Genomic DNA, 24,201 nt, shown 5'->3' on the forward strand with positions numbered 1-24,201 from the left:
ATAAGATGCACAGTGATGAAAGATAAGAAATTAAAAGAATTGGAAGAGAAGTACTTTAATGGCCAGTCGTCATTAGAGGAAGAAAGAGCATTGAAAAACTCGGATGATGTTTTTTTTCAATCATTGAATCAAGAAAAGAATAGAACAATGGACTGGTCCTTTGAAGACTTCCAAAGTGAGATCAATGAGGATAAGAAACGTATTGTATGGTGGAATAATAGCTGGATAAAATATGCTGCGGCAGCCATGTTGCTAATGGCTATTGGAATTGCGTTATTCCTAAATCAGGAGTCAACAACTCAAGTAACGGTACTTGCCGAAAAGGAAATGAAAGAGCTAAAATCCGCAGACAAGAAGCTGATCGAACATCAAAATGAAGAAACGGTAGTTTCCAATGCTAATGATAGCTTCCGTTCGGTGAAAAGCGGTAAGACGTTACAGATCGCAGAAACGGTCAAACATCCTAAAGTTAAAAAACGAGCGAAGGCATGGACTGAAAAGAAGAAAATAGTTGCTGAGAGTCTGCAATCAGTCGAAAGTGAACCCTATCAGGCAGATTATGTTGTTTTGAATGGGAAACCTGTCGCGAATGAACAGGAAGCTGTTGAACTGACCCTAAAATCTTTAGGCTTACTGGCAAATAATCTGGAAAATGGTGTAGATAAAGCAATGAATATAAAACAAATGTCAATAACGATTAACTAAAATAAAATGAAAGGTTTTTTAATAGCTTGCCTTCTACTTGTAGCAAGTATGGCAAATGCACAAATTTCAAAATTGGATAAACTTTTTGAACAATATCAAGGAAAGAAAGGTGTGACAACACTCAAAATCGGGGCGCCGATGTTCAAGCTATTGGGTAATTTGAAAATAGACGATGAGGATATGCAGACAATTACACCACTACTTAAGAATGTTAAATCGTTGCGGATGCTGATTGTTGAAGATGGGGAGGATAAAGCCTTAACAGGTATTATTCAAGGGGCAGTTTCAAATTTAAAGTATGAAGAACTCATGTCGCTCAATAATGAAGGTCAGGATATCCGGTTCATGGTGGAAAATATGTCTGCAAATGCCGACATCCTAAACAATCTGTTACTAACGATCAACGGAGATGGGCAAAATCTATTTATGATCCTTGACGGGGCTATACCGTTGAAAGACGTGACTAGCTTGGTCAACGAAGGGAACAATAAAGTGAGTAAGAATAAAGGTGATAACAACAAAAAGTAGAAGATTATGAAAAGATTACTAACCTTGTTGTGCCTAGTTGGCGTTCTTTTCTCCATGCAGTCATGCATGATAAAAAAAGCCTCCAATATGGATTTCGTCAGCCGGTCTAATGTATCGGACGACGCCGAGATTGTTGCCATTAATTTACCAATGTGGTTAACAAAACCCTTTATGAAAAAAGCCTTAAAGGACGATAATGATGAAGAGTCTCGTGCAATGGCTGAAATTGTAAAGAAATTAAAGAAGTTCAGAATGCTGACACTATCAAATAATGATAAAACGAAGAATGCACGGATTTTGGATGATTACCATAAGTTTTTGAAGAAGAACAAATTTGAGGAATTACTGGTTATTAACACGGATGGACAGGAGATTTCGCTGAATGCGCGTATTGATAAGAATAATGTTATTCAGCGGGTTTCTCTACTCGTTCATGATAACGAAGATGAAAGTGTTTTTATGGATATCAAAGGTAAGTTTTCATTGGATGAACTTATTGCCGGACTAAATAAGATGAAATCTAAAGATAAGAAGTTGGCAAACAAACTGTAATAAGCACGTTGATTCGAGCCTATACTTCCACTAACCCATAAAAAAAGCCCTCTAGTAATATACTGGAGGGCTTTTTTATAGTAGTTTGATTTTATGCACTAAAGACAATGTCTAAAGCATCGAAAATATGTTTTTTTGCCTGGTCAAGATCCGCTGCTGTATGTGCATCAGAAACAAAGCCTACTTCATAGCCTGAAGGACCAAAATATACGCCACGATTTAACAACTCGCGGTGCATAATTTTATAAGATTCCATCGATTTAGGATCGATTTCACTCGCTTTTTTAATTTCGTGCTGTTCTGTGAAGGCAAACCAAAAAATAGAAGCCACATGGAAAAGTTGAACTTTATATCCTTTCTCCGCAATATAAGTACGCATATCATTGACGAAAGCTTCTGTTTTGGCATTTAAATTTGTGTAGAAATCCTTTTGTGCCAAGATACCTAATGCGGCAATGCCGGCAGCCATAGCAACTGGATTTCCGGATAAAGTTCCGGCTTGGTAAACTGCACCATCAGGAGATATACAGGCCATCAATTCTTTTGAGGCTCCATAAGCACCGACAGGCATTCCGCCACCAATAATTTTGCCGTAGGTAATAATATCTGGTTGTACGTCATAGTAAGCCGAAGCACCTTCAAAACCAATACGGAATCCCGTGATCACTTCATCCATAATCAACATTGCACCATGTTCTTTGGTGATATTACGTAAGAAGTGAACATATTCCTTAGATTGCAACAATAAACCATTGTTTGCAGGTATACCCTCAATGATAACTGCGGCAATCTGATCTTTAAATTCTGCAAAAGCAGCTTCTAAAGCTTGCTTATCGTTTAATTCGATAACAATGGTTTCGTCTGCAAATGCTTTAGGTACACCAGCCGATGATGTCTCACCAAAAGTGACCAAACCAGAACCCGCTTTAACCAAAAGAGAATCGGAGTGGCCATGATAACAGCCATCAAATTTGATGATCTTATCACGTTTCGTATAGCCTCTAGCCAAACGGATTGCAGACATTACGGCCTCGGTGCCAGAACTGACAAAGCGAATTTTCTCAATAAATCTATTGTTTTCGATAATCAACTCAGCCAGTTGGTTCTCCAACGCAGTAGGAGCGCCAAAACTTAAGCCTTTCCCGAGTTGTGCCGCTACAGCTTCACGAACTTGATCATTATTGTGCCCTAAAATTAAGGGGCCCCATGAACAACAAAAATCGATGAATTCATTTCCGTCCGCATCCCACAGGTGTGCTTTATCGCCACGCTCAATAAATAATGGGGTACCATATACGGATTTGAAAGCCCTAACAGGAGAGTTTACGCCTCCAGGGAAATATTGTTTTGCTTTTTCAAATAGCTCAGCAGATTTTGCTCTTGAAATATCAGGTGCTTGCATAGTCTAAATAGTTGAATGCGAAATAAAACCTTTCTCCAATACTTCTTTGGAGTGGTAGGATAAGATTGCTGTAGCGCCAGCACGTCTGAAGCTCAATAACGTTTCTAGGATGACACGTTCGTCTAACCAGCCGTTTTGAATTGCCGCCTTTAACATCGCATATTCTCCACTGACATTATATACTGCAATAGGTAGATCGAAGTTGTCTGCAAGAAGTTTAACGATATCTAAGTAGGGAAGTCCTGGTTTCACCATCAGAAAATCCGCTCCTTCCTGTGCGTCGAGCTGTGCTTCAATAAGCGCCTCTTTTGCATTGGCAGGATTCATCTGGTAGGTCTTTTTATCGCCATGCTTGGGTGCCGAGCCTAAGGCATCTCTAAAAGGACCATAATAGGCCGAAGCATATTTTGCCGTATACGACATCAAAGAAACGTTAGTAAAACCATTATGGTCCAATAGCTCACGGATGTAACCGATGCGGCCATCCATCATATCTGATGGTGCAATGATATCTGCACCTGATTGTGCATGTGCCAAGGCCATTTTGCCCAATACCTCTAATGTCTCATCGTTTAGGATCTCACCGTTTTCGACAATTCCATCGTGCCCGTCACTGCTGTAAGGGTCCATGGCAACATCCGTTACGATACAAGCCTCCGGAAAATTTTTCTTTACCGCAGCAATTGCACGTAAGTATAAACTTCCATCACGGTAGCTTTCTGTAGCATATTTGTCTTTTAATGACTCTTCAATGTTAGGGAAAAGATCAAATGAACGTAAGCCCAACTTCAGGCAACTTTCCACTTCCTTCAATAGATTGTCTATTGAATAGCGATAGATGCCCGGCATCGATTTAACCTCAGTTTTTTGATTTTGCCCATCGACAATAAAAAGTGGGAAAATCAAATTTGACGCGTCTAAACGTGTCTCTTGAATCATGTCGCGAATCACGGCAGATTTACGATTTCTTCTCGGACGTTGTAACATTATATTAAGATTATTTATGATCTATGTTGTTTATTGCAATAGCAGTGCAATCGTTTACTGACTTTGAAATACAAACTACTTTATACGATTCTAATACTCCAATCCAAAAACGGCTTCGGAAAGGCCGATCTCATCAGGAGAATAAGGAAGGGTATAAGGCACATTCATCTCATCAAACTTTGCACCAGTAGAGCGGCCAATACAGATTACTTTTTGGCCTGGTTCCAGTAGGTTGTCTGCAAAATAAGCTTCCACATTGCTTGGACTGGTAAAGACCAATACCTCCGCATTGGATGGATCTACATTTTCTTCTAAGACCGTTTCATATACCGGTATATTGATAATTTTTGTCTCCGGGCTTAATGCTTTTTGGATCGTCTCCAAAGATTCCTTCGCACGTGGTATAAGCACGGTACCACCATTGGCCAATTCAGCAAATTTCTTCGCAATTTCCTCCATATTGATGCCCTCACTGTCGCCAGAGAAATCAGCAACGCGGTCATATTTGCGCAAAATCTCTTCCGAGCCACGGCCAATGACACCAATCTTGGTCTTTTTGCTCAAACGTGGCTCTAAATTGAAAAAGTGCTCAATGCCATTCTTGCTTGAAAATATAATCCAATCCACGTGTTTTAGGATAAAAGGATCCAATTTGTTGATGATGGGGAATATTTTGATCAAAGAGCGGCCTTCAATAATAATATTGTGTTTGGCCATTGCCCTTGCGAAATAGGAATTTTCATCTACCTCCCGGGAGATAAATACAGATTGTGGCAACTTTCTATCCTTTGCATACTTGCTGAAAATACGCTCCGCTAAACGTGTCGTATCGGTATCTCTAAGGTAAACACGGTCAGGAAAATCTTCGCTTGTGTCAGCAATAGAGGCCCAAGCTTCGTATCCATCACCGCTTTTACGGCAATAACAGCCTAATGGCGCATGACATCCCGCGTCAAATTTATTTAATACCAGACGCTCTACAGAGATTGTTTTTGCTACTTCTTCATTGTTTAAGGGCTGTAAAGCGTCAAAAAGTTCCTTGTCAACTTCACGGATCTGAATAGCAAGTACTCCTTGCGCCGGTGCCGGGATAATTTCAACAGGAGGAATCTCCTCCACATGAAAATCTGTAATATCCATTTCAATACGGCTAATACCTGCCTTTGCAAGTACGATAGCATCGTATTGCTCATCACGTAGCTTTTGGATTCTTGTCTGTAAATTACCACGGAGATCGTCAAATTCTAGATCCGGACGTAGCGCCGAGATCTGCGCTTTTCTACGGTTGGATGATGTCCCAACAGTCGCATTGTGTTTTAATGAAAGACGTTTTTTGATATCCACACAATCTTTGTGGATAATCAATAATTCAGCGGGATCCTCACGCTCAGAAACCGCTGCAATGATCAATCCCGGAGGGTTGACCGTAGGTAAATCTTTGTGTGAGTGTACAGCTAAATCAATGGTACCGCTTAAAAGCTCCTCTTCAAGCTCTTTGGTGAAAAATCCTTTGCCTTCTAATTTATCCAAACGAAGGTGTTGAATGATATCCCCTTGTGTTTTAATGACTTTTAATTCTGCTTCAATTCCGATTTCTGCCAATCGATCTTTTACAAAATTTGCCTGCCACATGGCAAGAACACTTCCCCGGGTACCAATAATTAGTTTTCTATTCACGTTAATTTTACTTTACCTATTAAAACAATCACAAAAATGTTCCCCAGTAGCGACGTATTCAACTAGCACAGCATGTGTTTTAATTCAATTGAGCCCCGGAAATAAACAATTTCGGAAAAATGTGTTTAATACCATTTATCAGAGCAAAAATAAATAAATAGAAGGAATATGTTGACACGTTACTGTCATTATATGTCAGGAAATAATTGATAAACCGAAATTTAAAGGAAACAGTCAAAGGATAGCTCGGGATGGGCGCAGATTCATTCCGCTAATAGGCTTTGGTACAAAACCTAGGGAAGCAACAAAAAGTAATAGAATATAACTCTGTTCGAAGAGGAAGCTTAGTATTAGTTTTTTTCCGTTTCTGGAGTTTTAACCAAAATTTCTTTCGCCATAACCATTGGAACCTTGATGTATTTCTTTTCCATGTAGTTGATGACTTTTTCCAATACTTCTCTCGCTTCGGGGGTTAGGGCTTGAACCTCTTGAGCAAAAACCTCATTTAGCGCAAATGATTTAATTTCTTTAATCTTTTCAGGAACCTCACGCATAGCAACCTCTACACGTCGCTGTTTGATTAAAGGTAAAAATTCTTGGATATTGTCCTGTATAATCTTTTCGGCACTCTCCAATTCGTTATAACGCTCTTGGATGTTTTTCTCCGCAATAGCTTGTAAGCTGCTCACTTCAATATAATGAATCGGATTATTTTGGAGAACTTCAGCATCAATATCATTCGGAACGGCTAAGTCAATGATTATTTTCTTATCCGTTTCTCCGTTTAATAAGGATTGATAAAGCGTGTTGTCAATAATGGAAGTCGGCGCACCTGTGCAAGTAATTAAGATATCAAAGCCTTCTTTGTACTGATCAATATCAGCTAGGGGATAAGCTTCAGCATTTAATTCTTCGGCTAAGGCCTTTGCGTTCTCTACTGTGCGGTTGAAAATAACGAACTTGGCTTTTTGGTTCTTTTGGAAATATTTCGCTAAGTTCTGATTGGTTTCTCCAGAACCGATGATGACGATTCTAGGGTTTTCAACCAGTTTTAGTTCGCGCAATTTGCGATAGGCAAGCGAGACAACGGAAATTGGGTTTCTGGAAATTTTAGTATAGGTGTATACTTCTTTAGCCGTTTTTACGAGACGATCCATCATCAGACGTAGAAAATCTCCAGTAAAACCAGCTTCTCTACAACGATCATAAGCCCGACGTACCTGTGCCAAAATTTCTTTTTCACCAACAACAAGACTTTCAAGTGAACATGACATCCGAAGCAGGTGGTTTAAAGCATCCATACCCTCGTATTTGTTAACCTGTCCTAAATAACATTGTAGTCTCTCCTGCGGAACACAGAAGTTCAATTTTCCCATAAAATCAGCAATGAATTCATGGGTCAATTCGTGAGCACCATAAAATACAAACTCTACTCGGTTACAAGTACCAATATAAAAGATCTCTGGAATGTCTAGGCTATGCTTTAGATTGATGAGGCGACTTTCTAAATCCTCATTGCAGATCACTAGATTACCTAGATCTTTTAGTTCGACATGTTTATGAGTAAACGCTAATACTTTAAGATTTTTCAAAGCTCTAATCCCTCGCTTATATTTAACGGTACAAATGTAGCTTAAAAGCTTTGTGCTTGTGTCAAAAATCTGTCAAAGGGATTAATTTAGAAAGATTTTAAATAGCTGATTTTGATGGTTATATATCTGTAATTCAGCTATTTGTTTTGCGTGGCAATACCGAATGATTTTCGTCACGATAGATCGTGACGAAAATTTTAAGCGATAAAATACGATAAACTACTCTTTAATACCTGTATTCGTAGTTGCAGAGTCGATGGTGACATCTTGCAATTCTTCCACATAAGGCTCCTCTTCGGAAGTGGTAGCTTCCTGAATTTCACTATCACTGTATTGGTAATAGCTGTCGAAGGTCTTGCTGCTTTTATTGTAAATTAATGCGTACTTGGAATTTTTATTCTTGACAATAATTCCATCAGCAGGAGCAGGTACCAACTTCATCTCATCCATAAAAATTTTCTGTCCCTTTTTGAAGCTGTTGATGAGTGGCAGTTCGCTTGAATATTCCTTCCAGAATAAAATATCGCCTTTTGCTGAAATGATCCAGATGGCACTGCTCTGGTAGTCGTTCTTTTCTACCAAAAAAGCCATTTCTTTATTCCAACTGTCTGAATCGTTGCGATCGGTAAAGTTCCCATAACAGAAAACAGATTTAGCACGATCTTTTATCCGTGTAAACTTGTATATCGGTTTATCATCTACAGGTTCAAGGTAGTTATTACCCATGAATATCTTTGTAATACCCCTTCTATAGCGTAACGGGATATTATCGTATTCGGGAATCGTGAAGATTGCATTGTTCCAGTGTTGATAGTCTTCCAGTGAACTCCAACCATCAGCATCTTCCAGGTCTTTGGGATCTGCATTGTCAAACCCCACAACAGCTGTTGCGGTACTATCCACCTGCAAGCCGTCGAAAGCTTGTCGATGGCTATAGTTGTAATATCCGCCGCCAGCAGCCAGGACAACCAACAGTACGACGCCAATAACGATATAGACCTTTTTCTTTTTATTAGGCTGTGCAGGTCGTTCTGTTGCGATTTCTTCAACTTCTCTTTTCATGTTTGTTATTCGGCTTAAATGCTAAAAATTATATTCATCTCTTTTAAACAAGTGAAAAACAGATTCTAAATGATTGATGATCTTTGTGTTAGTCTTGTTTTTTATTTGTTCTAAGCGTTAATTGCGCTTAAAAATAGAATAATTTTTCAAAAAGTGAAATACAAGTTATATATGTGTCAATATTCAACTTATATTCGTAGCAATTTTAAAGTAATTTGAACCATGATTATTATCAAAAAATACTTTGCCATTGTTGGACTCGTCATTTCTTTTTTGTCCAGCATGACACCATTCTTAAAAGTGCCTATTAAGGGAAATTGGAACTTATATCAGGTAGATGCCTATTTGTTTTTTATCACATTACTTATTCTCGGGGTGACTGCCCTCTTGTTTTTTGTCCGTGCGGTTCGAGCTTATCAGTGGATGACCCGAGTGGCCGCCTGTTGGTACCTGTTGAGTATAACAGCGGTCTGGTTTAAGATAAATAATTATTTCGGCTGGGGATTTGCCGATAAATTGCTTTCTAAATCCCTGCACATGCGCTGGGGCTGGATTGTCTATTTGGTTGGCATTGTACTATTATTGTTGAGCACCAGGAAGGTTTCTGCGACGGCTGAATAAAATAAAGCCGTTTACCAAATAAAAAATAAGCTAGATGAAATTCATCTAGCTTATTTTTTATTTGGACGATGTGGTATGAAATGATTTTTCAGCTTATCCAGTCCTAAATCCTCTTCAATCTTATCCAGTTCGTAGGACCATATTTTTTCATCCAAAATTTCGTTGAGGACTTTTGGATTAGTAAGATCTACAGGACGTACACGCTGTTCTCTGTTGATTGGTGAGGTCAGTTCCTGCAAACTACCACTATGCCGTATGATCTGAAAACGGAAGGTAGGCCATTTCCCAACATTTGCAAAGTTGCCTGTATAAAACTGCATCGAATCGTGTGGCGGTATTTTATTGCTGAAAATGCCTTTCACTTTATTTGCTGTAGCTTCAGCTACGGACACCAGGAGCTCAAAACTCGTTTCATTGATGATATGTAATTTGGCAAGTCCATCTTTGTGGTCTCCCGAAATTGCCAAAAGTATTCCTTTTTCGATAAATCGATGTGGTGTCAGTGGTGTCGCATGCTGGTCAAGTTCATCATCTGCACGGCGCATATTGCCGAAGACGAGGGTGATTTTATCCATGGGCACCGGAATCTCAAAACCAGTGTCGTCTGTAACGCCTACAATATCGTTGGGCTGCATGGATGTGATATGCCCCTCAATGGGCTCATCGACAAACCGTACTAAGTCGCCTATTCTAAATTTCATGTTTACTTTACTTTTGTGTCAATAATATATAGTAGCTTCTCAAGATCCGAGTGATCATTGTATAAATGAAATCCAACACGGATCCCCGATCCTCGGGGAAAGCATTTTATGCCCTCATCCAGGAGGGTCTGATAATTGTCGGGGTTGATCTGAATATTGAAAATATTGCTCTGCGGACGTCTATTGATGATGCTGTCCAATAACAGTTTCCGGTCGGCAAGTTCAGCGCGGGCATCTGCAATTAACTTTTGGGTATAGGCCACTGTTTCGGAAAATCCCCATTCCTCCAATTGAAGAAGGGACTGCTGTAGCGTTCCGTGCGATAGGGTGTCCAGATGCCCTGGTTCAAAACAGAGTTGTACCACAGATTTATTCATCCATTGATTGTTGAGGAAGCTGTAATTTTTTTGGATATCCGCATAAAGTATCGCTTTGAGTCTGTCACTTAAGAGAACAAAACCATTGCCAAAGCCAGCCATAAGCCATTTGTATCCACTGGATAATACGGCGTCAAAGCCCGAAAGCGTAAAATCAAAAAGATCTGTTCCCAAAAACTGGGTGCCGTCGCCTACAATCAACAACTCGGGATGCTGATGCTTTAATTCCTGTATGAAAGATAGGTCTATTTTTAATCCCGAAATATATTGAACAATGGAAAGAATAAGGACATCTGGTTTAAATGTTGCTATTGTGTCCAATAAATTCGTTTCCAGCTGTTCGTCCATCCTGACAAATTGATGTTCAAAACCGCTTATAATTGTAGGAAAATTAACAGAAGGATAATCATTGTCCAATAGCAGCACTTTCGATTGTTTCGGTAAACCTGCCAATAGCGCATTGAAGGCAAAGGAAAAACAACTTGATAAGAACACATTTTGGGAAGGGCAATTAAAGAATTTACCGAGCGTATCCCGACAGGCATCTAAAGTTGCGCCTTGCTGTTCGCGTAAGGTGCTGTTCGCGTCAAAGAAATCTTGGTCCCTTTGGGCCCGCCATGCCTTTGTTTCACGTGAAAGTAAGCCGGATCCGGGTGTGGTGAGGTAAGTTACCGCTGAAGCGATGTCAAAATGTTTACGATAGGGACTACTCATGTCTTTGGTCTTTTGTTAGTATTGCTAAATAATCTGTCAAGGAAAGGTATTCACCGCCCATGCTTTCCAAATGATCCGTGTGAAATTGGCAATCAATTAAACGTAGTTCAATTTCTTGGGCAAGATAAATCAGGGCCGCTTTCGAAGCGTTGGCGACTTTTGAAAACATGCTTTCACCACAAAAGACACCACGGATTAACACGCCATAAAGCCCCCCAACCAATATACCATCTTGCCATACTTCCACCGAATGTGCATAACCTAACTCAGCAAGTTTACTGTATGCGTGAATCATGTCCTGGGTTATCCAGGTTCCAGCCTGGTCTTTTCTATTGATAGTCGCGCAAAGCTGAATGACTTCTCTAAAGCTTTGGTCTATCGAGAAGGAGAATGTCTTTTTCCGGAGAACACTGGCCATGCTTTTGCTGATCTTGATCTTGGACGGATTGATCACAAATCTGGGATTTGGGGCATACCAAAGTATGGGGCTATCATCGCTGAACCATGGAAAAATTCCATTACTATAGGCCAGTAGCAAACGATCTACCGAAAGATCTCCGCCTACGGCGAGTAAACCATCTTCTTCTGCATAGCTTGGGTGTGGAAACTCCAGTCTGTTCGTATCCAGTTCAAATACCATGGTTGTTTAACATGCTGCGGTAGATGGTATTATTCTGGCTGACGCGGTTCTTTGCCGATCTCTTCAAATAGTTTATCCATGTGTTCAACATATTCGTTGGTATCATCGAGGAAGAACTCCAATTGAGGGACAATCTTTACCTGGTTCTTAATTTTTGCTCCCAGTTTGTAGCGTATTTCCGATGTTTTGGAACGAATGGCCTTCATATCTTCCTGTGCCGTTTTTGTGTTTAAAAAGCTCACGTAAACACGGGCAATTGCCAAATCAGGCGTAACACGAACACGTGTAACCGTGATAAATGCGCCGGGAGCCCATGAATTACCTTCGCGTTGAAATAATGCTGCTAAATCCTGTTGAATCACCCCAGCAAAACGTTGCTGTCTCTTGCTTTCTGTTCCCATCGTATACGTTTTATGTTGAATATTCTCAATTATGTCTAAACAAAAATAGCCAAAATTTCAATTAAAAGAGAAACTTGACCCGACATAAGAAAAAAGGCACATCTTGGTTTGACGTGCCTTTAAATTTCGATTCACAATTGGTTAGGTAATTTCTTTCAAGTTTTAAGACTTTGAGGTCTATCATATTTGGTTTGAAATTTCGGTGTATTTAAAGCGGTAAGTATTTACTAACCTTACCATCTTCTATTTTTTCATCTCCCTTACACTACAAACATAGGAATACTTAAAAAACTGACAAAATAACTTTTAAAAATAAAGTGAGTGGTTACTTATTATATGTGTTTATCGCGATTTAACAAACTTTTAACATTTTATTTTTTTTGTAACAGCCTTTTTTTTCCACCTGATTTTTTTGTTTTTCATCCAATTGTCCGCGCAAAATGTATGCAATCTTTGCATTGATATAACCATTTGCAATTGGTATTTTTGTAAAAATTGTATGTGATAGAATTATCAGGAGCTTCAATCAATACTAAACCGACAAAAGGCTTTTGATGATAACAGGATCAAAAAGAAATTATACGAATGAAAATCTGGCAAAAAAATATAGATGTCGATTCTTTTGTAGAATCGTTTACGGTAGGCAATGACCGCGTAATGGACCTGCAACTTGCTGCTGCGGATGTTTTGGGTTCATTGGCCCATACACGCATGCTGAATAGCATAAACCTGATGACCGATGAGGATCTAGCGCTTGTTCAAAAAGAACTGAAAAATATCTATAAAGAAATTTTAGCCGGTGACTTTCGTATAGAAGACTCGGTAGAAGATGTGCATTCGCAGGTTGAGATGCTGCTTACGCAGCGTATTGGAGAGGCAGGTAAGAAAATTCACTCCGGCAGATCCCGTAATGACCAGGTTTTGGTCGACCTAAAATTATACTTTCGCTCAGAGATTCAGCATATCATCCAGAATACGGAGGCTCTTTTTAATGAATTGATCCAGCTCAGCGAGCGATATAAACATATTTTGATCCCTGGATACACCCACTTACAGATCGCGATGCCTTCATCGTTTGGATTATGGTTCGGTGCTTACGCGGAAAGTCTTGTGGATGATCTGGAAATGATGCGTGCAGCATGGAAGGTTTGTAATAAAAATCCGTTAGGATCTGCTGCAGGGTATGGGTCATCCTTTCCATTGAATAGAACGATGACGACGCAATTGCTGGGATTTGAAGATCTCAATTATAATGTAGTTTATGCACAGATGGGAAGAGGGAAGACTGAACGCATCTTGGCACAGGGCATGAGTTCCATCGCGGCGACATTGGCCAAGTTTGCCATGGACGTATGTTTGTATATCAACCAAAATTTTGGCTTTATCTCTTTTCCTGCACATTTGACTACGGGATCGAGCATCATGCCACACAAGAAAAACCCCGATGTCTTCGAGCTGATCCGTTCACGCTGTAATAAAATACAGGCTTTGCCAAATGAAATTGCGTTGATGACGACCAACCTTCCATCGGGTTACCATAGAGATCTTCAATTGTTAAAGGAAAATTTATTCCCAGCGTTTAAATCGCTCAATGAATGTCTTGAAATCGCAACCTTTATGTTGGAAAATATAACTGTAAAAGACAATATCCTGGACGATCCAAAATACGATTATTTGTTCTCTGTTGAAGTCGTGAACAATGAGGTCCTAAAAGGAGTTCCTTTCCGGGAGGCCTACAGGACTATCGGTATTGATATTGATGAAGGGCGTTTCAAGCCATCAAAAGAGGTAAATCATACCCACGAGGGAAGCATAGGAAATCTTTGCAATGATCAAATTCAACGTATGTTTGCCGAGGTCAAAGCAACTTTTGGTTTTGAAAAAGTCGAATCTGCACTGGATGACCTTTTAAAATAAAAAATGTGCTGTGGCCCTACAGAGGAAACAGCACATCATGTTCTTATTTTTTTATGGAGAACTTAAAATGTGTCTCGGAGTCGAATGATTCGCCTGCTTTTAACAAGGTTGAAGGAAATTCCGCTTGATTGGGTGTATCCGGAAAATGCTGTGTTTCCAGGCAGAATCCGGCATAAGGAAGATACTTGTAACCTCTTTTGCCAAAATCATTTCCGGTCATCCAGTTTGCTGTATAGAGTTGTACGCCCGGCTCCGTTGTAAAAACATCCAGCTGAATGCCCGTGTTTTTAGAATAGACTGTTGCACAAGGCTGCGAAATAGGCTGGTTGTTGACATAACAATGATCATACCCTTTGGCAGCGATCAATTGTTCGTTATTTGCAGTAATATCTTGTACAATAGGTTTGGGTATGCGGAAGTCGAAGGCGGTGCCCTCCACAGGTACTATTGCATTCGGTATCTGGTTGTCGTCTACAAATAAGACTTCATCTGAATTGATCTGAAGGATCTGCTGCAATACGTCGCCACTGCCTTCCCCATCCAGATTGAAGTACGTATGATTGGTCAAGTTGACGTGCGTATCAGCATCCGATTGCGCATGATATTTGATAATGATCTCGTTATTTCTGGTCAAGGTATAAGAAACCATAACTTTTAGATTCCCTGGAAATCCTTCTTCACCATCTTGGGAAACATAATAAAATTCGACGTGCGATTGATAAGTGACCCTTCTGTCCCAAACCTTATCATGAAAGCCCGAAACACCCCCATGAAGGCAATTGTTACCATTGTTTTGCGGAAGCGTATAGTGTTTTCCGTTGATTTCAAATTTGCCTTCAGCAATGCGATTGGCGAAACGGCCCGCTGTGCAGCCATGGTATTTCTCATCAGAATCCAAGTAGGCCTGAATGGAATCGAAGCCCAGTGCAACATCCACCAAATTTCCCTTGTTATCAGGTACCAAAATGCTGACAATACGTGCACCGTAATCCGTTAAGAGTACTTGCATGCCCCCTTCGTTTTTTAATAAGAGCAAATGCGTGTTTTTGCCGTCGATTGTACCTTCAAAATGTTTTGGAATAAGTGTTTGATATTTCGTCATGATGAATCCCTATTGGTATTTAGGTTAAAGATACAGAATATAACCAGTATAAAAATGACTTTGACAACAGCTGTTTGTAAAATTTGTCATTTTGAAATGCAATCCAGGATACTGTTGCAAAAATGACTCCTGAACAGGTAAATAACAGCAGTAAAATATAACGATAGGCGTACAGTCATTCGGGGAATTTCCGAACCGGTCTCCTATGATTATAATTGTAATTAAAGGCAAATTTATCTAAGTTTGCGCTATGTCTGAAAAAATGAATTGGAAAGATTTGCTCTCCGCAAAGCGCTGGGGTTACGAAGATCGGAGCGTAGATAGTTACCTGGTGGCCCGGTCGGAATTTCAACGGGATTATGATCGTTTGATCTTTTCATCCCCATTTCGGAGATTACAGAATAAAACGCAGGTTTTTCCACTTCCTGGCGCGGTATTCGTACACAATAGGTTGACACATAGTTTAGAAGTTGCCAGTGTAGGGCGCTCTTTGGGACGTATGTTTTATGCACAGTTGAAAGAGGAAAATCCAAACCTGGATAATGATTACCCTTTTTTGCAAGAAGTCGGAAATATTATCTCTGCGGCGTGTTTGTCGCATGACTTGGGCAACCCGGCCTTTGGTCACTCGGGTGAATCCGCCATATCCACGTATTTCACAGATGGCGATGGACGTAAATACCAAGAGCAGGTAACGGCCGAAGAATGGGCCGATCTGACCCACTTTGAAGGAAATGCCAATGCCCTACGGATTCTGACACATGCCTTTCAAGGAAAGGATCCTAAAGGTTTTGCATTGACCTATACTTCCCTGGCTTCCATTGTAAAATACCCCTGTCTGGCAATTGATGGCCACCTCAAGAAAAGCCATCATCGCAAGAAATATGGCTTTTTTACGGAAGAACAAAAAGCTTTTGAGAAGGTTGCCAATGAATTGGGATTATTAAAAGATCCTTCCAATCCAAAGGGCTACCTAAGACATCCCTTGGTTTATCTCGTGGAGGCTGCGGATGATATCTGTTACAATATTATTGACTTGGAAGATGCACATCATCTTAAGATATTGTCCTATCAAGAAGTGGAAGAATTACTATTGCCGCTCTGTGGCAAAGAAAATCTTCGCGACAGGCTCGATGGATTGCTGGATACCCCAAGCCGTGTAGCATTGTTGCGTGCTAAAGCGATCAATACCTTGATTAAAGGATGTGTTGATGTCTTTGTGCGTGAGCAGGACAAATTTCTGTCAGGAACTTTCGGATCAGCGCTAATGGATGCTTTAGATGAGGACATTGTTACACAAATGAAAAAAATCTCGAAGATTTCCATTGCAAAAATCTATAATGCGCCCACGGTTGTGCAAATTGAGATTGCTGGTTACCGGGTGATGGATGCCCTATTAAAAGAGTTTGTTCCGGCATACCTAAAGAAGAACAAGAACAATTACGATAAAAAGCTCGTTGCATTAATTCCTGAACAATTTTATACGGATAAACAAGATTCGTATTCAAAAATCCGTTGTGTATTGGATTTTGTTTCAGGTATGACTGACGTTTATGCCATAGAGCTGTACCGTAAAATCAAGGGAATAACAATACCATCCATAGAATAGGGACGTTTCAGGTAAAGGGGTAAAATATCAATATTAAATTGAGACTCGCTGTAATACCTGAGGGTATTATCCTAAAGTCTCGGATCGAAAATCTAACATCTGACATCTAAAATGAAGGTTGTAATTGCTGAAAAGCCCTCCGTGGCGCGTGATCTGGCTCGAGTGATGGGGGCGAAGGAAGTCAAAGACGGTTATATCGCCGGCAATGGCTATGCTTTTACGTATGCTTTTGGCCATTTGGTTCAACTCTGTACGCCACAGGCTTACGGATACAATTCGTGGACAATTTCAAATTTGCCGATCATTCCACCAACATTTAAGCTGGAATCGAAGAAAGTGAAGCGTGATGGCAAGCAGATGGATGATACCGGAGCAGTTAAGCAACTCAACACCATAAAATCCCTGTTGGAACAGGCCGAAGAAATCATTGTGGCTACCGATGCGGGACGGGAGGGTGAATTGATCTTTCGTAATATATACTATTTTTTAGGTTCTAAAGTACCTTTTAAACGCCTTTGGATATCGAGCCAAACGGATAAAGCCATTAAAGAAGGTTTTGCCAATTTGAAAGCAGGTACGGAATACGATAGCCTGTATATGTCTGCCCGTTCACGTTCGGAATCGGACTGGCTAATTGGTATCAATGCGACGCAGGCCATCACCTTGGCGGCCGGGAATAAAGGATTACTTTCTTTGGGCCGGGTACAGACGCCAACTTTGGCCATGATCTGTTCGCGCTATCTGGAAAATAAAGACTTTAAACCCCAGGCATTCTATAAAATTCAGGCCGGTTTTGAAAAAGATAATATCAGTTTTAAGGCAACATCCAATAAGATCGATAAAAAGGATGTCGCCGAGCAAACCATTGCGCGATTGACCGTTGGTTCCAATGCTCGCGTGGCAAAGGTGGAAGCCAAAGAAACAAAAGAGCAACCGCCCTTGCTATTTGATTTGACATCGCTGCAACAGGATGCAAATAAGAAGTATGGTTATTCGGCCGATCAGACATTGAGTATTGCGCAAACACTTTACGAAAAGAAGGTCATCACTTATCCGCGTACGGGTTCCCGTTACATCGGTGAGGATGTTTTTGAAGAAATTGGCGCACTTTTTCAACATTTGTCGGATACCGCGGATGAATCCATCGCGTCGATCGCAAAAAATCTGATCGGTGCAAAATTGAACAAACGTTCTGTCGATGACAAAAAGGTAACCGATCACCACGCCCTATTGGTGACGGATGAAAAGCCGGGTCCCATGCTCAAAGAGCAACAGAATGTTTACAATATGATCGCCAAGCGCATGGTGGAAAGTTTCTCGGAAGTATGTGTAAAAGATATTACCACCGTGACAATTGATGCGCAGGGGGTTGAACTTATCGCCAAAGGTACTGTGATCAAGCAATACGGCTGGCGTCTTTCCGCGGAGCAGATCGAAGCGCCCGATGAAGATAAAAACAACGACGATCAGGATAATGAAAATGCGCAGTTACCGAAGCTGTTAGCCGAGGAATTATTGCAGATTCTGACCCTCGAACTTGCCGAACGTTTTACCAAAGCAAGACCCATACATACCGAAGCCTCCTTATTGAAGGCCATGGAAACTTCGGGAAAGGAAATTGAAGACGATGAAATGCGGCAGGCCATGAAGGACTGTGGACTTGGTACCCCTGCTACACGTGCTGCAACCATCGAAACACTTTTCCAGCGGGATTATATTAAGCGCGACAAGAAAAAACTGATCCCAACGGAAAAAGGACTTGCGGTATACAATCTTGTAAAAGATCGTTCCATTGCCAAGGTAACCTTGACCGGTAAATGGGAGCAGAAGCTGGAAGAGATGCGGGCCAATAAAGTGTCCTATGATGTTTTTATGAAACATATTAAAGACTATACGGCCAAAATTACAAAAGAACTGTTGACGTTGCGGATTTCTCTCGCGCAAGAGGAAGTTAAACCTCAACAAAAAGGAAAGATAAAATGTCCGAAATGTGAAAAGGGATTGATTTTGCTCTACGATAAAGTAGCCCAATGCGACCATTATGCCCGTGGATGTGATTTTAAGATCTGGCGAACATTGAATGGTATCTTTCTCGACGAAAAAGAGATGAAGAACCTGTTGGAGAAAGGAAAAACCTCCGAGTTTAAAGGAGTGAAAAATAACGAGGGTGCTATTGTTACTGCGCCGCTTGTATTTGAAAATTTTAAGGTTAACGTGGGATAAATTGGTTTACCCCACGTTGATCTTTTCAATTTTTACCCCCGCTGTAGAATATCCTGTAAAGCACTTGATATCGTTGGAAACCTAAATGTAAATCCACTATTCTCCAACTTTTCAGGTAATACCCAACGGCTTTTTAAAAGCAGCTCTGTCTCCGTACCAATTAAAGCAGCGCCTATTACCAGTAGCCATTTGGGAGATGCTAGACCAATGTTACGGTTCATTACTTGTCGAAAAGTCGCCATAAAAGTCTTATTCATTATCGGGTGGGGAGCCGCACAATTGACGACACCATCCATATCTCCATGATCTTTTAAGAATAAAATAATTTGAAAAAGATCTTCAATATGGATCCAGCTAAAATATTGCTGACCATTTCCTTGTATACCTCCTAGTCCAGCGCGAACCAAATTTTTGAAAGGAAGGATAACACCTCCATCCGCACCCAAAACAATCGCCATCCGAAGTGCCACCTGTCTTGTCTTTTCCAATTTGAAGTCGAAAAAAGTCTTTTCCCATAATTTGGCAACATCAACAGAAAAACCTGTTCCGATTTCCCCCGAGCTTTCTGTCATCGGACGATCTTCGGCGTGCCGATAGATGGTCGCCGTACTGGAGTTGAGCCACAATTTTGGTGGATTGGTACAGCCTGCGATCAGCTCACCAAGAATCGTTGTCGTCTTTGTTCTTGAAGAAAATATTTCGGCCTTATTTTTTTCGTTATATCGACAGTTGACAGACTTTCCGGCTAGATTGATCAGCATCTCCGCATTTTCCAGTGCATCGGAAATACCAGATCGATCGGTCCAAAGGATATTGCCCGGCCGACGGCCAATGATGATAACCTGGTAGCCCAATGTCTGAAATCTCTCGGAAAGATATTGTCCAACAAAACCTGTTCCTCCAGCGATGACTATTTTATGCATGGCAAGTGTGTTTACAGTCCAGTTCATGATGCTACATCATTAATTTGATCAATTTAATTAATAAATCTCCCCCGCTTGTATTGAAAATCTTGTTGGCAATAGTTTCGAGTTGATCCGTCAGATTTTGGATGTCCTTGACCGTTTTATGGAATTCTTTACCTTCTGCCGTCTGATCCTTCTCGGTATTTCGGCTGATATCTTTTAAAATATCCATAACGGGGTCAAGTTCTTTTTGCTTACGCATTACCGCAATTTTCATGGCCCATTTTAAGACTTCTTTCTCGGCAACAAAATATTCTTTTCTGTCGCCGGCAATATGCTTTTTGTAGACGATGCCATAATCGATCAATTGTCGGATACTCATATTGGCATTGCCGCGCGAGATCACCAACTTGTCCATAATCTCGTCTGTAGACATGGGATTGCTTGCCGAGAGGAGTAAGGCATGAACTTGCGCAACGGACTTGTTGATTCCCCATTCAGAACCTAATGCTCCCCAGGTATCTATAAATTGCTGTTTTGCTTCTTGTAATTCCATTATGCTTCTATCGTGTCGTTTGCTAAATTTTCTCTATCGGCCTTTTTATCCGATCAGCTTATTCCCATTCTATGAATAGGTTGTATTAAAGTTATTCAAAGTTTTTGAATTTTCAAAAATTTCTGAAAATAAAATAAGTTTAAGCAGGCAAGTCACCATATCGTAATAAGAATTTGCTTTTCTTGCGGACTTTTCGATTTGTTTTAACTTTGCCTGCACTATGGCGACAACTTTGTATAATCCATTCAAACAATTTCAGTTTGATTCAGATATTTGTTTTTTAACAGGAAATAAACTCCAATCGGAAGAAGAATCCATTCAGGTGTTTCCTGTGTGGATGATGAAATCTTTTCAATTGGAAGATAAACCTTTTAAAATGCTGGATGAGAATCTGGTGACTTACAAATCGTTGAAGCTCCCATGTTCCATAACTGCAGCTGAAGCGATCGAGCAAATGGAACGTGCGGTAGAACAGTCTTTTGAACAAGGTTATGAAGCTGTCAAACAGTTGGATCCATTACTATTGTTTCAATGGATGACAAAAATCATCTATGGGGTGGTCTTTAATGAGATTCTTGCGGGAATTCAGCAGCAAAAAGCTTCTGGTGAAGCTATGAACTTTTCTCAGGCGCTTGCACAGCGTTTTACAAATCTGCATGCGATGTTGCAGTCGCTGGTTGTACCGATGGAGTTTGAAAATACATTCCCATTTTCGTTGGTTGTTGTGCCGGTTGAGAATGCACCCGATACATTTATGTATCGTGATGAAATCAATACCTTGATCTTTTCTATCCGCATGAAGGACTTTGCTGTAGTTGCCTGTCTTCAAGATAATGCTACAAACAATATTTATCACGAAGACATTCTCAAGGTTATTGCGGGCAAAACATTGCACCCCATCCAGTTTGAGGAATTGTGTGCACGCTATTTTTATTCAGCCTACTTATTTAATCGTCTACCAGATTATACCTATTTAAATACCCCGCAAAAAGTCTATGTTGAACCAATGCCATTAGCAGATATGTCGATGAAACCGATCTTTGATCATTGGCAAAACAAAACCTATGGCCAAGTTTTGGAAAATTTTTGGAAACCTTGGGGTTTGACCTTGTTCGAGATTATTAAAAATCCGGAGCATCCGATTAGTTTTCTTGTTGACGAAGCAGGAGAGTTTGTTACTGATATTGCTATGCCGCTCAATTAGATCAGGGAATTAAAATAATAAATTATCTTATTCAAGCGTTAAATGGTACGGTTATGGATGGGATAGGTTATGTATTTAGCAGGATTCAAAACTCTTTTTTCAAGTTTACTTTTTATGGTATGGTGTGCTTTCGCAAGTGCACAAGTGGTTGCTAAGCGGGATATCCCTGCAGACAGTATTGTCCAGAACGTTGACGATTTTCCCTATTTCAAGGGCGGGGTGGTGGCCTGGTCCAAATTTATACAAAATAATCTGGATCTGTCCGGAACAGTCCGGGCAATGGACAGTGTGGCCTATGCAAAATACGGATCTCGGCAAACGGCAATTCTGAAGTTTATTGTTTGCGAAGATGGGACGATCTGCAATATTGAAATCGAGAATCCCGACAAAGTGAGCCCCGAGTTTTCAAAGGCTGTGTTGTCTGCTATGCGCAGGTCACCACAATGGATGCCTGGTCAGGTCAAGGGAAAACCAGTTAAAACAAGATTCAGGCAACCTGTTGTTGCTGTGATTGAATAAATTTAAAAAGTAAAAAAGTCGCTTAAATTTTCACCATTTATAAGATAGTATGTCATTTTGGGATAAAGTCAAAAAGATTATGAGTAGCGGAGCGGAAGAATCTTCGCCCGAAAAAAAAGATATAGAAATTACTGCTGGAGGCTCTACGGTCTATCGTTATGAAGATCAATCTGATGATAAGGATCCAAAAAACTTATTTCCGGAGGTTCAATGTGTTTATCTGGATGAGATTGAGGAGCATTTGACCAAATATATTGCCGAACCCGATATGGTGTTCCATGAGATAATCTCTGAGCTTGTTCATATCGATGTTCATTGGATTAAACCAAGTGCAAATTATCCATACCATATCTTGGTCACTTCGGGCATGAGTGATCTGGCCATGTCTGTTCCAGACGAAGTGGAAAACAAAGAGGCTTATGAGCGGGCGGAACTCATGGTTGTGTTGCCGGCAGATTGGAAGATCGGAGAAGAGGAATTTCAGGATGACAATAATTATTGGCCGGTTTACTTTTTGAAAAGATTAGCGCGGTTTCCACATGAGTACAAAACCTGGCTGGGCTATGGGCATACCATCCCCAATGGTATGGAAGCTGAAGATATTGCAAATACAGGGTTTGGTTGTATGTTGCTGCTTCCGCCGATGCTCAGTTTTGAAGAGGAATTTTTGGAGTTAAAGACCAAAGATGGTAATCTGATCAATTTTTATGCAATGATTCCCCTGTATAAAGAAGAGATGGATTACAAACTGGAGGAGGGTACAGATGCACTTTTAGACCTGTTTGATGAATATGGAATTTCCGAGCTGGTCGATATCGATCGTCCCAATGTCTGCAAAGGTAGGTAGTTTATAAAAAAATATGCAATGCGATGGGCTACTTTGCAGCTTTTAGCATTGCATATTTTTTAGGAAATACTCTTTTCTATAATTGCTATCGTTTTATCGATATCCGCATGGCTCACATTGAGGTGCGGTCTAAAACGGATACTTTTCTCACCACAACCCAATATAATGAGTTTATTTACATAGGCATTTTTGATAAATGCATTCCGTGTAGCTTCCGATTCGAAATCCACTGCAACGAATAAACCCTCACCCCGTAAATTAGACAGCTGCGTTTTTTTCGCTAGCAGTTCCTGGAGCTTATCTTGTAGATAGCGCCCTTTTTCTGCCGCATTTTGAACCAGGTTTTCTTGCTCTATGACTTCAAGAATTAATTTAAAGCGGAGCATATCCATAAAATCGCCACCAAAGGTTGAATTGATGCGACTGGATTCTTGAAAGACATGATGTTCCACCTGATCAAATTTTTCCTTGCTCGCCAGTATACCGCAGACTTGTGCTTTTTTGCCGAAGGCAATAACGTCGGGAATGACGTTATAATGTTGGTAAGCCCACATTTTTCCCGTAATACCCAATCCCGTCTGTACCTCGTCAAAAATTAAGAGGATCTGATTTTCATCACATATTTGACGAAGCTGTACGAAAAATTCCTTTCGAAAATGGTTGTCGCCACCTTCACCCTGTATCGGTTCAATAATAATGCAGGCAATATCGTTGGGGTTAGCCGTGATCGCCTGACGTATTTCCGAGACAGCTTTTTCCTCCAAAGCAATCGTCTGATCGATATGTTCGCTTGTTAAAGGATAGCTCAATTTAGGATTGGTAATGCGTGGCCAGTTGAATTTTGGAAAATAAAGGTATTTTCTGGGGTCTTGTGTATTCGTTAATGACAGGGTATAGCCCGATCTACCATGAAAAGCCTGTTTAAAGTGAATGACCTGGCTGGCTTCCTTTTGTATTCCCTGTGCAAAATTAAGCCTTGTCTTCCAGTCGAAGGCAGCTTTTAAGGCATTTTCCACGGCGAGTGTTCCCCCCGAGATGAAAAAGGCATAGGGGAGTTCTTTCGGTATGGCTACACGGTCAAAAGTGTCGACAAAATCAGCAAACTCTTTGGGGTAAATATCTGACATGGCTGGCTTATTGACGGCCATTTTACCCAGGAAGTCACGTTGTTTGACCAAATGTGGATGGTTGTAACCCACGGTCATGGAGGCAAACATACTGAACATATCGAGGTATTCATCCCCATTTTCATCCACGACATAAGAACCATGGGATTTCTCCATATCCATAACCAAAGGGAATCCATCGGCTAATATATGTTTGCTTAATCTTTCATGTACGCTGCTCATAGTTTTGTGTG

Annotated in this window: 23 protein-coding genes; 10 read left to right on the plus strand and 13 right to left on the minus strand. The window is 40.5% G+C overall.

Annotated features, from left to right (window positions below):
- The first annotated feature begins 15 nt into the window (after positions 1–15).
- The 3 genes from AAH582_RS02720 to AAH582_RS02730 are packed head-to-tail and all read left to right on the plus strand — an operon-like array spanning position 16 to position 1,785.
- Positions 16–705 (plus strand): hypothetical protein, encoded by a 690-nt coding sequence (locus AAH582_RS02720; protein WP_046674925.1) that lies wholly within the window; start codon positions 16–18, stop codon positions 703–705.
- 6 nt (positions 706–711) lie between these two features.
- On the plus strand, positions 712–1,233 hold the full coding sequence (locus AAH582_RS02725; RefSeq protein ID WP_046674926.1) for a DUF4252 domain-containing protein: 522 nt from the start codon (positions 712–714) through the stop codon (positions 1,231–1,233).
- A 6-nt stretch (positions 1,234–1,239) separates the two neighbouring features.
- Positions 1,240–1,785 (plus strand): DUF4252 domain-containing protein, encoded by a 546-nt coding sequence (locus AAH582_RS02730; protein WP_083295802.1) that lies wholly within the window; start codon positions 1,240–1,242, stop codon positions 1,783–1,785.
- A 91-nt stretch (positions 1,786–1,876) separates the two neighbouring features.
- Here the strand turns inward: AAH582_RS02730 and hemL are convergent, their stop codons facing one another.
- The 5 genes from hemL to AAH582_RS02755 form a co-directional block, all read right to left on the minus strand.
- Positions 1,877–3,187: a glutamate-1-semialdehyde 2,1-aminomutase gene (hemL, locus tag AAH582_RS02735; RefSeq protein WP_046674928.1), complete on the minus strand. Its 1,311-nt coding sequence runs from the start codon at positions 3,185–3,187 to the stop codon at positions 1,877–1,879.
- A gap of 3 nt (positions 3,188–3,190) precedes the next feature.
- Entirely contained in the window at positions 3,191–4,174 is a 984-nt protein-coding gene (hemB, locus tag AAH582_RS02740) for a porphobilinogen synthase (protein WP_046674929.1), read from the minus strand.
- 90 nt (positions 4,175–4,264) lie between these two features.
- Positions 4,265–5,851, minus strand: coding sequence for a hydroxymethylbilane synthase (hemC, locus tag AAH582_RS02745; protein ID WP_343321162.1), 1,587 nt, complete (start codon positions 5,849–5,851; stop codon positions 4,265–4,267).
- A 350-nt stretch (positions 5,852–6,201) separates the two neighbouring features.
- Complete coding sequence (hemA, locus tag AAH582_RS02750) at positions 6,202–7,443, minus strand: glutamyl-tRNA reductase (protein WP_336830176.1); 1,242 nt, start codon at positions 7,441–7,443, stop codon at positions 6,202–6,204.
- Positions 7,444–7,662: 219 nt separating this feature from the next.
- A complete protein-coding gene (locus tag AAH582_RS02755; RefSeq protein WP_343321163.1) occupies positions 7,663–8,505 on the minus strand; it encodes a hypothetical protein in 843 nt (280 codons plus the stop codon).
- A gap of 222 nt (positions 8,506–8,727) precedes the next feature.
- On the opposite strand from AAH582_RS02755, the gene AAH582_RS02760 reads away from it, so the two are divergent.
- The gene (locus AAH582_RS02760) at positions 8,728–9,126 is read left to right on the plus strand and encodes a hypothetical protein (protein ID WP_112373891.1); all 399 of its coding nucleotides are present in this window, start codon (positions 8,728–8,730) and stop codon (positions 9,124–9,126) included.
- A 50-nt stretch (positions 9,127–9,176) separates the two neighbouring features.
- Here the strand turns inward: AAH582_RS02760 and AAH582_RS02765 are convergent, their stop codons facing one another.
- From AAH582_RS02765 to rbfA, 4 genes are read right to left on the minus strand one after another with little or no spacing between them, the layout of a single operon-like run.
- Positions 9,177–9,827 (minus strand): hypothetical protein, encoded by a 651-nt coding sequence (locus AAH582_RS02765; RefSeq protein WP_046674933.1) that lies wholly within the window; start codon positions 9,825–9,827, stop codon positions 9,177–9,179.
- Between the two features lie 2 nt (positions 9,828–9,829).
- Positions 9,830–10,918 carry an aminotransferase class V-fold PLP-dependent enzyme gene (locus AAH582_RS02770; RefSeq protein ID WP_343321164.1) on the minus strand — a complete coding sequence of 363 codons (1,089 nt, stop codon included), beginning with the start codon at positions 10,916–10,918 and terminating at the stop codon, positions 9,830–9,832.
- Positions 10,911–11,558: a leucyl/phenylalanyl-tRNA--protein transferase gene (gene aat, locus AAH582_RS02775; RefSeq protein ID WP_343321165.1), complete on the minus strand. Its 648-nt coding sequence runs from the start codon at positions 11,556–11,558 to the stop codon at positions 10,911–10,913. Before aat ends, AAH582_RS02770 begins: the two co-directional genes overlap by 8 nt.
- A gap of 29 nt (positions 11,559–11,587) precedes the next feature.
- A complete protein-coding gene (gene rbfA / locus AAH582_RS02780) occupies positions 11,588–11,959 on the minus strand; it encodes a 30S ribosome-binding factor RbfA (RefSeq protein ID WP_046674936.1) in 372 nt (123 codons plus the stop codon).
- A 585-nt stretch (positions 11,960–12,544) separates the two neighbouring features.
- Between rbfA and argH the strand changes: the two genes are divergently transcribed.
- Positions 12,545–13,876 carry an argininosuccinate lyase gene (argH, locus tag AAH582_RS02785; RefSeq protein WP_046674937.1) on the plus strand — a complete coding sequence of 444 codons (1,332 nt, stop codon included), beginning with the start codon at positions 12,545–12,547 and terminating at the stop codon, positions 13,874–13,876.
- A 43-nt stretch (positions 13,877–13,919) separates the two neighbouring features.
- Here the strand turns inward: argH and AAH582_RS02790 are convergent, their stop codons facing one another.
- Positions 13,920–14,978 carry an aldose epimerase family protein gene (locus AAH582_RS02790; protein WP_046674938.1) on the minus strand — a complete coding sequence of 353 codons (1,059 nt, stop codon included), beginning with the start codon at positions 14,976–14,978 and terminating at the stop codon, positions 13,920–13,922.
- 250 nt (positions 14,979–15,228) lie between these two features.
- Between AAH582_RS02790 and AAH582_RS02795 the strand changes: the two genes are divergently transcribed.
- Together AAH582_RS02795 and AAH582_RS02800 are read left to right on the plus strand one after the other, a co-directional pair.
- The gene (locus AAH582_RS02795) at positions 15,229–16,587 is read left to right on the plus strand and encodes a deoxyguanosinetriphosphate triphosphohydrolase (RefSeq protein ID WP_046674939.1); all 1,359 of its coding nucleotides are present in this window, start codon (positions 15,229–15,231) and stop codon (positions 16,585–16,587) included.
- Between the two features lie 111 nt (positions 16,588–16,698).
- Entirely contained in the window at positions 16,699–18,810 is a 2,112-nt protein-coding gene (locus AAH582_RS02800; RefSeq protein WP_046674940.1) for a type IA DNA topoisomerase, read from the plus strand.
- Positions 18,811–18,842: 32 nt separating this feature from the next.
- On the opposite strand, the gene AAH582_RS02805 is transcribed toward AAH582_RS02800, so the two are convergent.
- Positions 18,843–19,760: a TIGR01777 family oxidoreductase gene (locus AAH582_RS02805; RefSeq protein WP_343321166.1), complete on the minus strand. Its 918-nt coding sequence runs from the start codon at positions 19,758–19,760 to the stop codon at positions 18,843–18,845.
- A 4-nt stretch (positions 19,761–19,764) separates the two neighbouring features.
- On the minus strand, positions 19,765–20,271 hold the full coding sequence (locus AAH582_RS02810; protein WP_201303460.1) for a GbsR/MarR family transcriptional regulator: 507 nt from the start codon (positions 20,269–20,271) through the stop codon (positions 19,765–19,767).
- A gap of 220 nt (positions 20,272–20,491) precedes the next feature.
- Here AAH582_RS02810 and AAH582_RS02815 point away from each other — a divergent pair, with 220 nt between their 5' ends.
- From AAH582_RS02815 to AAH582_RS02825, 3 genes are all read left to right on the plus strand, one after another.
- Positions 20,492–21,475, plus strand: coding sequence for a hypothetical protein (locus tag AAH582_RS02815; RefSeq protein WP_046674942.1), 984 nt, complete (start codon positions 20,492–20,494; stop codon positions 21,473–21,475).
- 114 nt (positions 21,476–21,589) lie between these two features.
- Positions 21,590–21,994 carry an energy transducer TonB gene (locus AAH582_RS02820; RefSeq protein WP_046674943.1) on the plus strand — a complete coding sequence of 135 codons (405 nt, stop codon included), beginning with the start codon at positions 21,590–21,592 and terminating at the stop codon, positions 21,992–21,994.
- Between the two features lie 79 nt (positions 21,995–22,073).
- Positions 22,074–22,841 carry a suppressor of fused domain protein gene (locus tag AAH582_RS02825; RefSeq protein ID WP_343321167.1) on the plus strand — a complete coding sequence of 256 codons (768 nt, stop codon included), beginning with the start codon at positions 22,074–22,076 and terminating at the stop codon, positions 22,839–22,841.
- A gap of 59 nt (positions 22,842–22,900) precedes the next feature.
- Here the strand turns inward: AAH582_RS02825 and lat are convergent, their stop codons facing one another.
- Positions 22,901–24,190, minus strand: coding sequence for an L-lysine 6-transaminase (lat, locus tag AAH582_RS02830; RefSeq protein ID WP_343321168.1), 1,290 nt, complete (start codon positions 24,188–24,190; stop codon positions 22,901–22,903).
- Positions 24,191–24,201 lie beyond the last annotated feature (11 nt).

Origin of the sequence: Sphingobacterium multivorum (assembly GCF_039511225.1) — a bacterium.
In the GTDB taxonomy this organism is placed as follows: Bacteria; Bacteroidota; Bacteroidia; order Sphingobacteriales; family Sphingobacteriaceae; genus Sphingobacterium.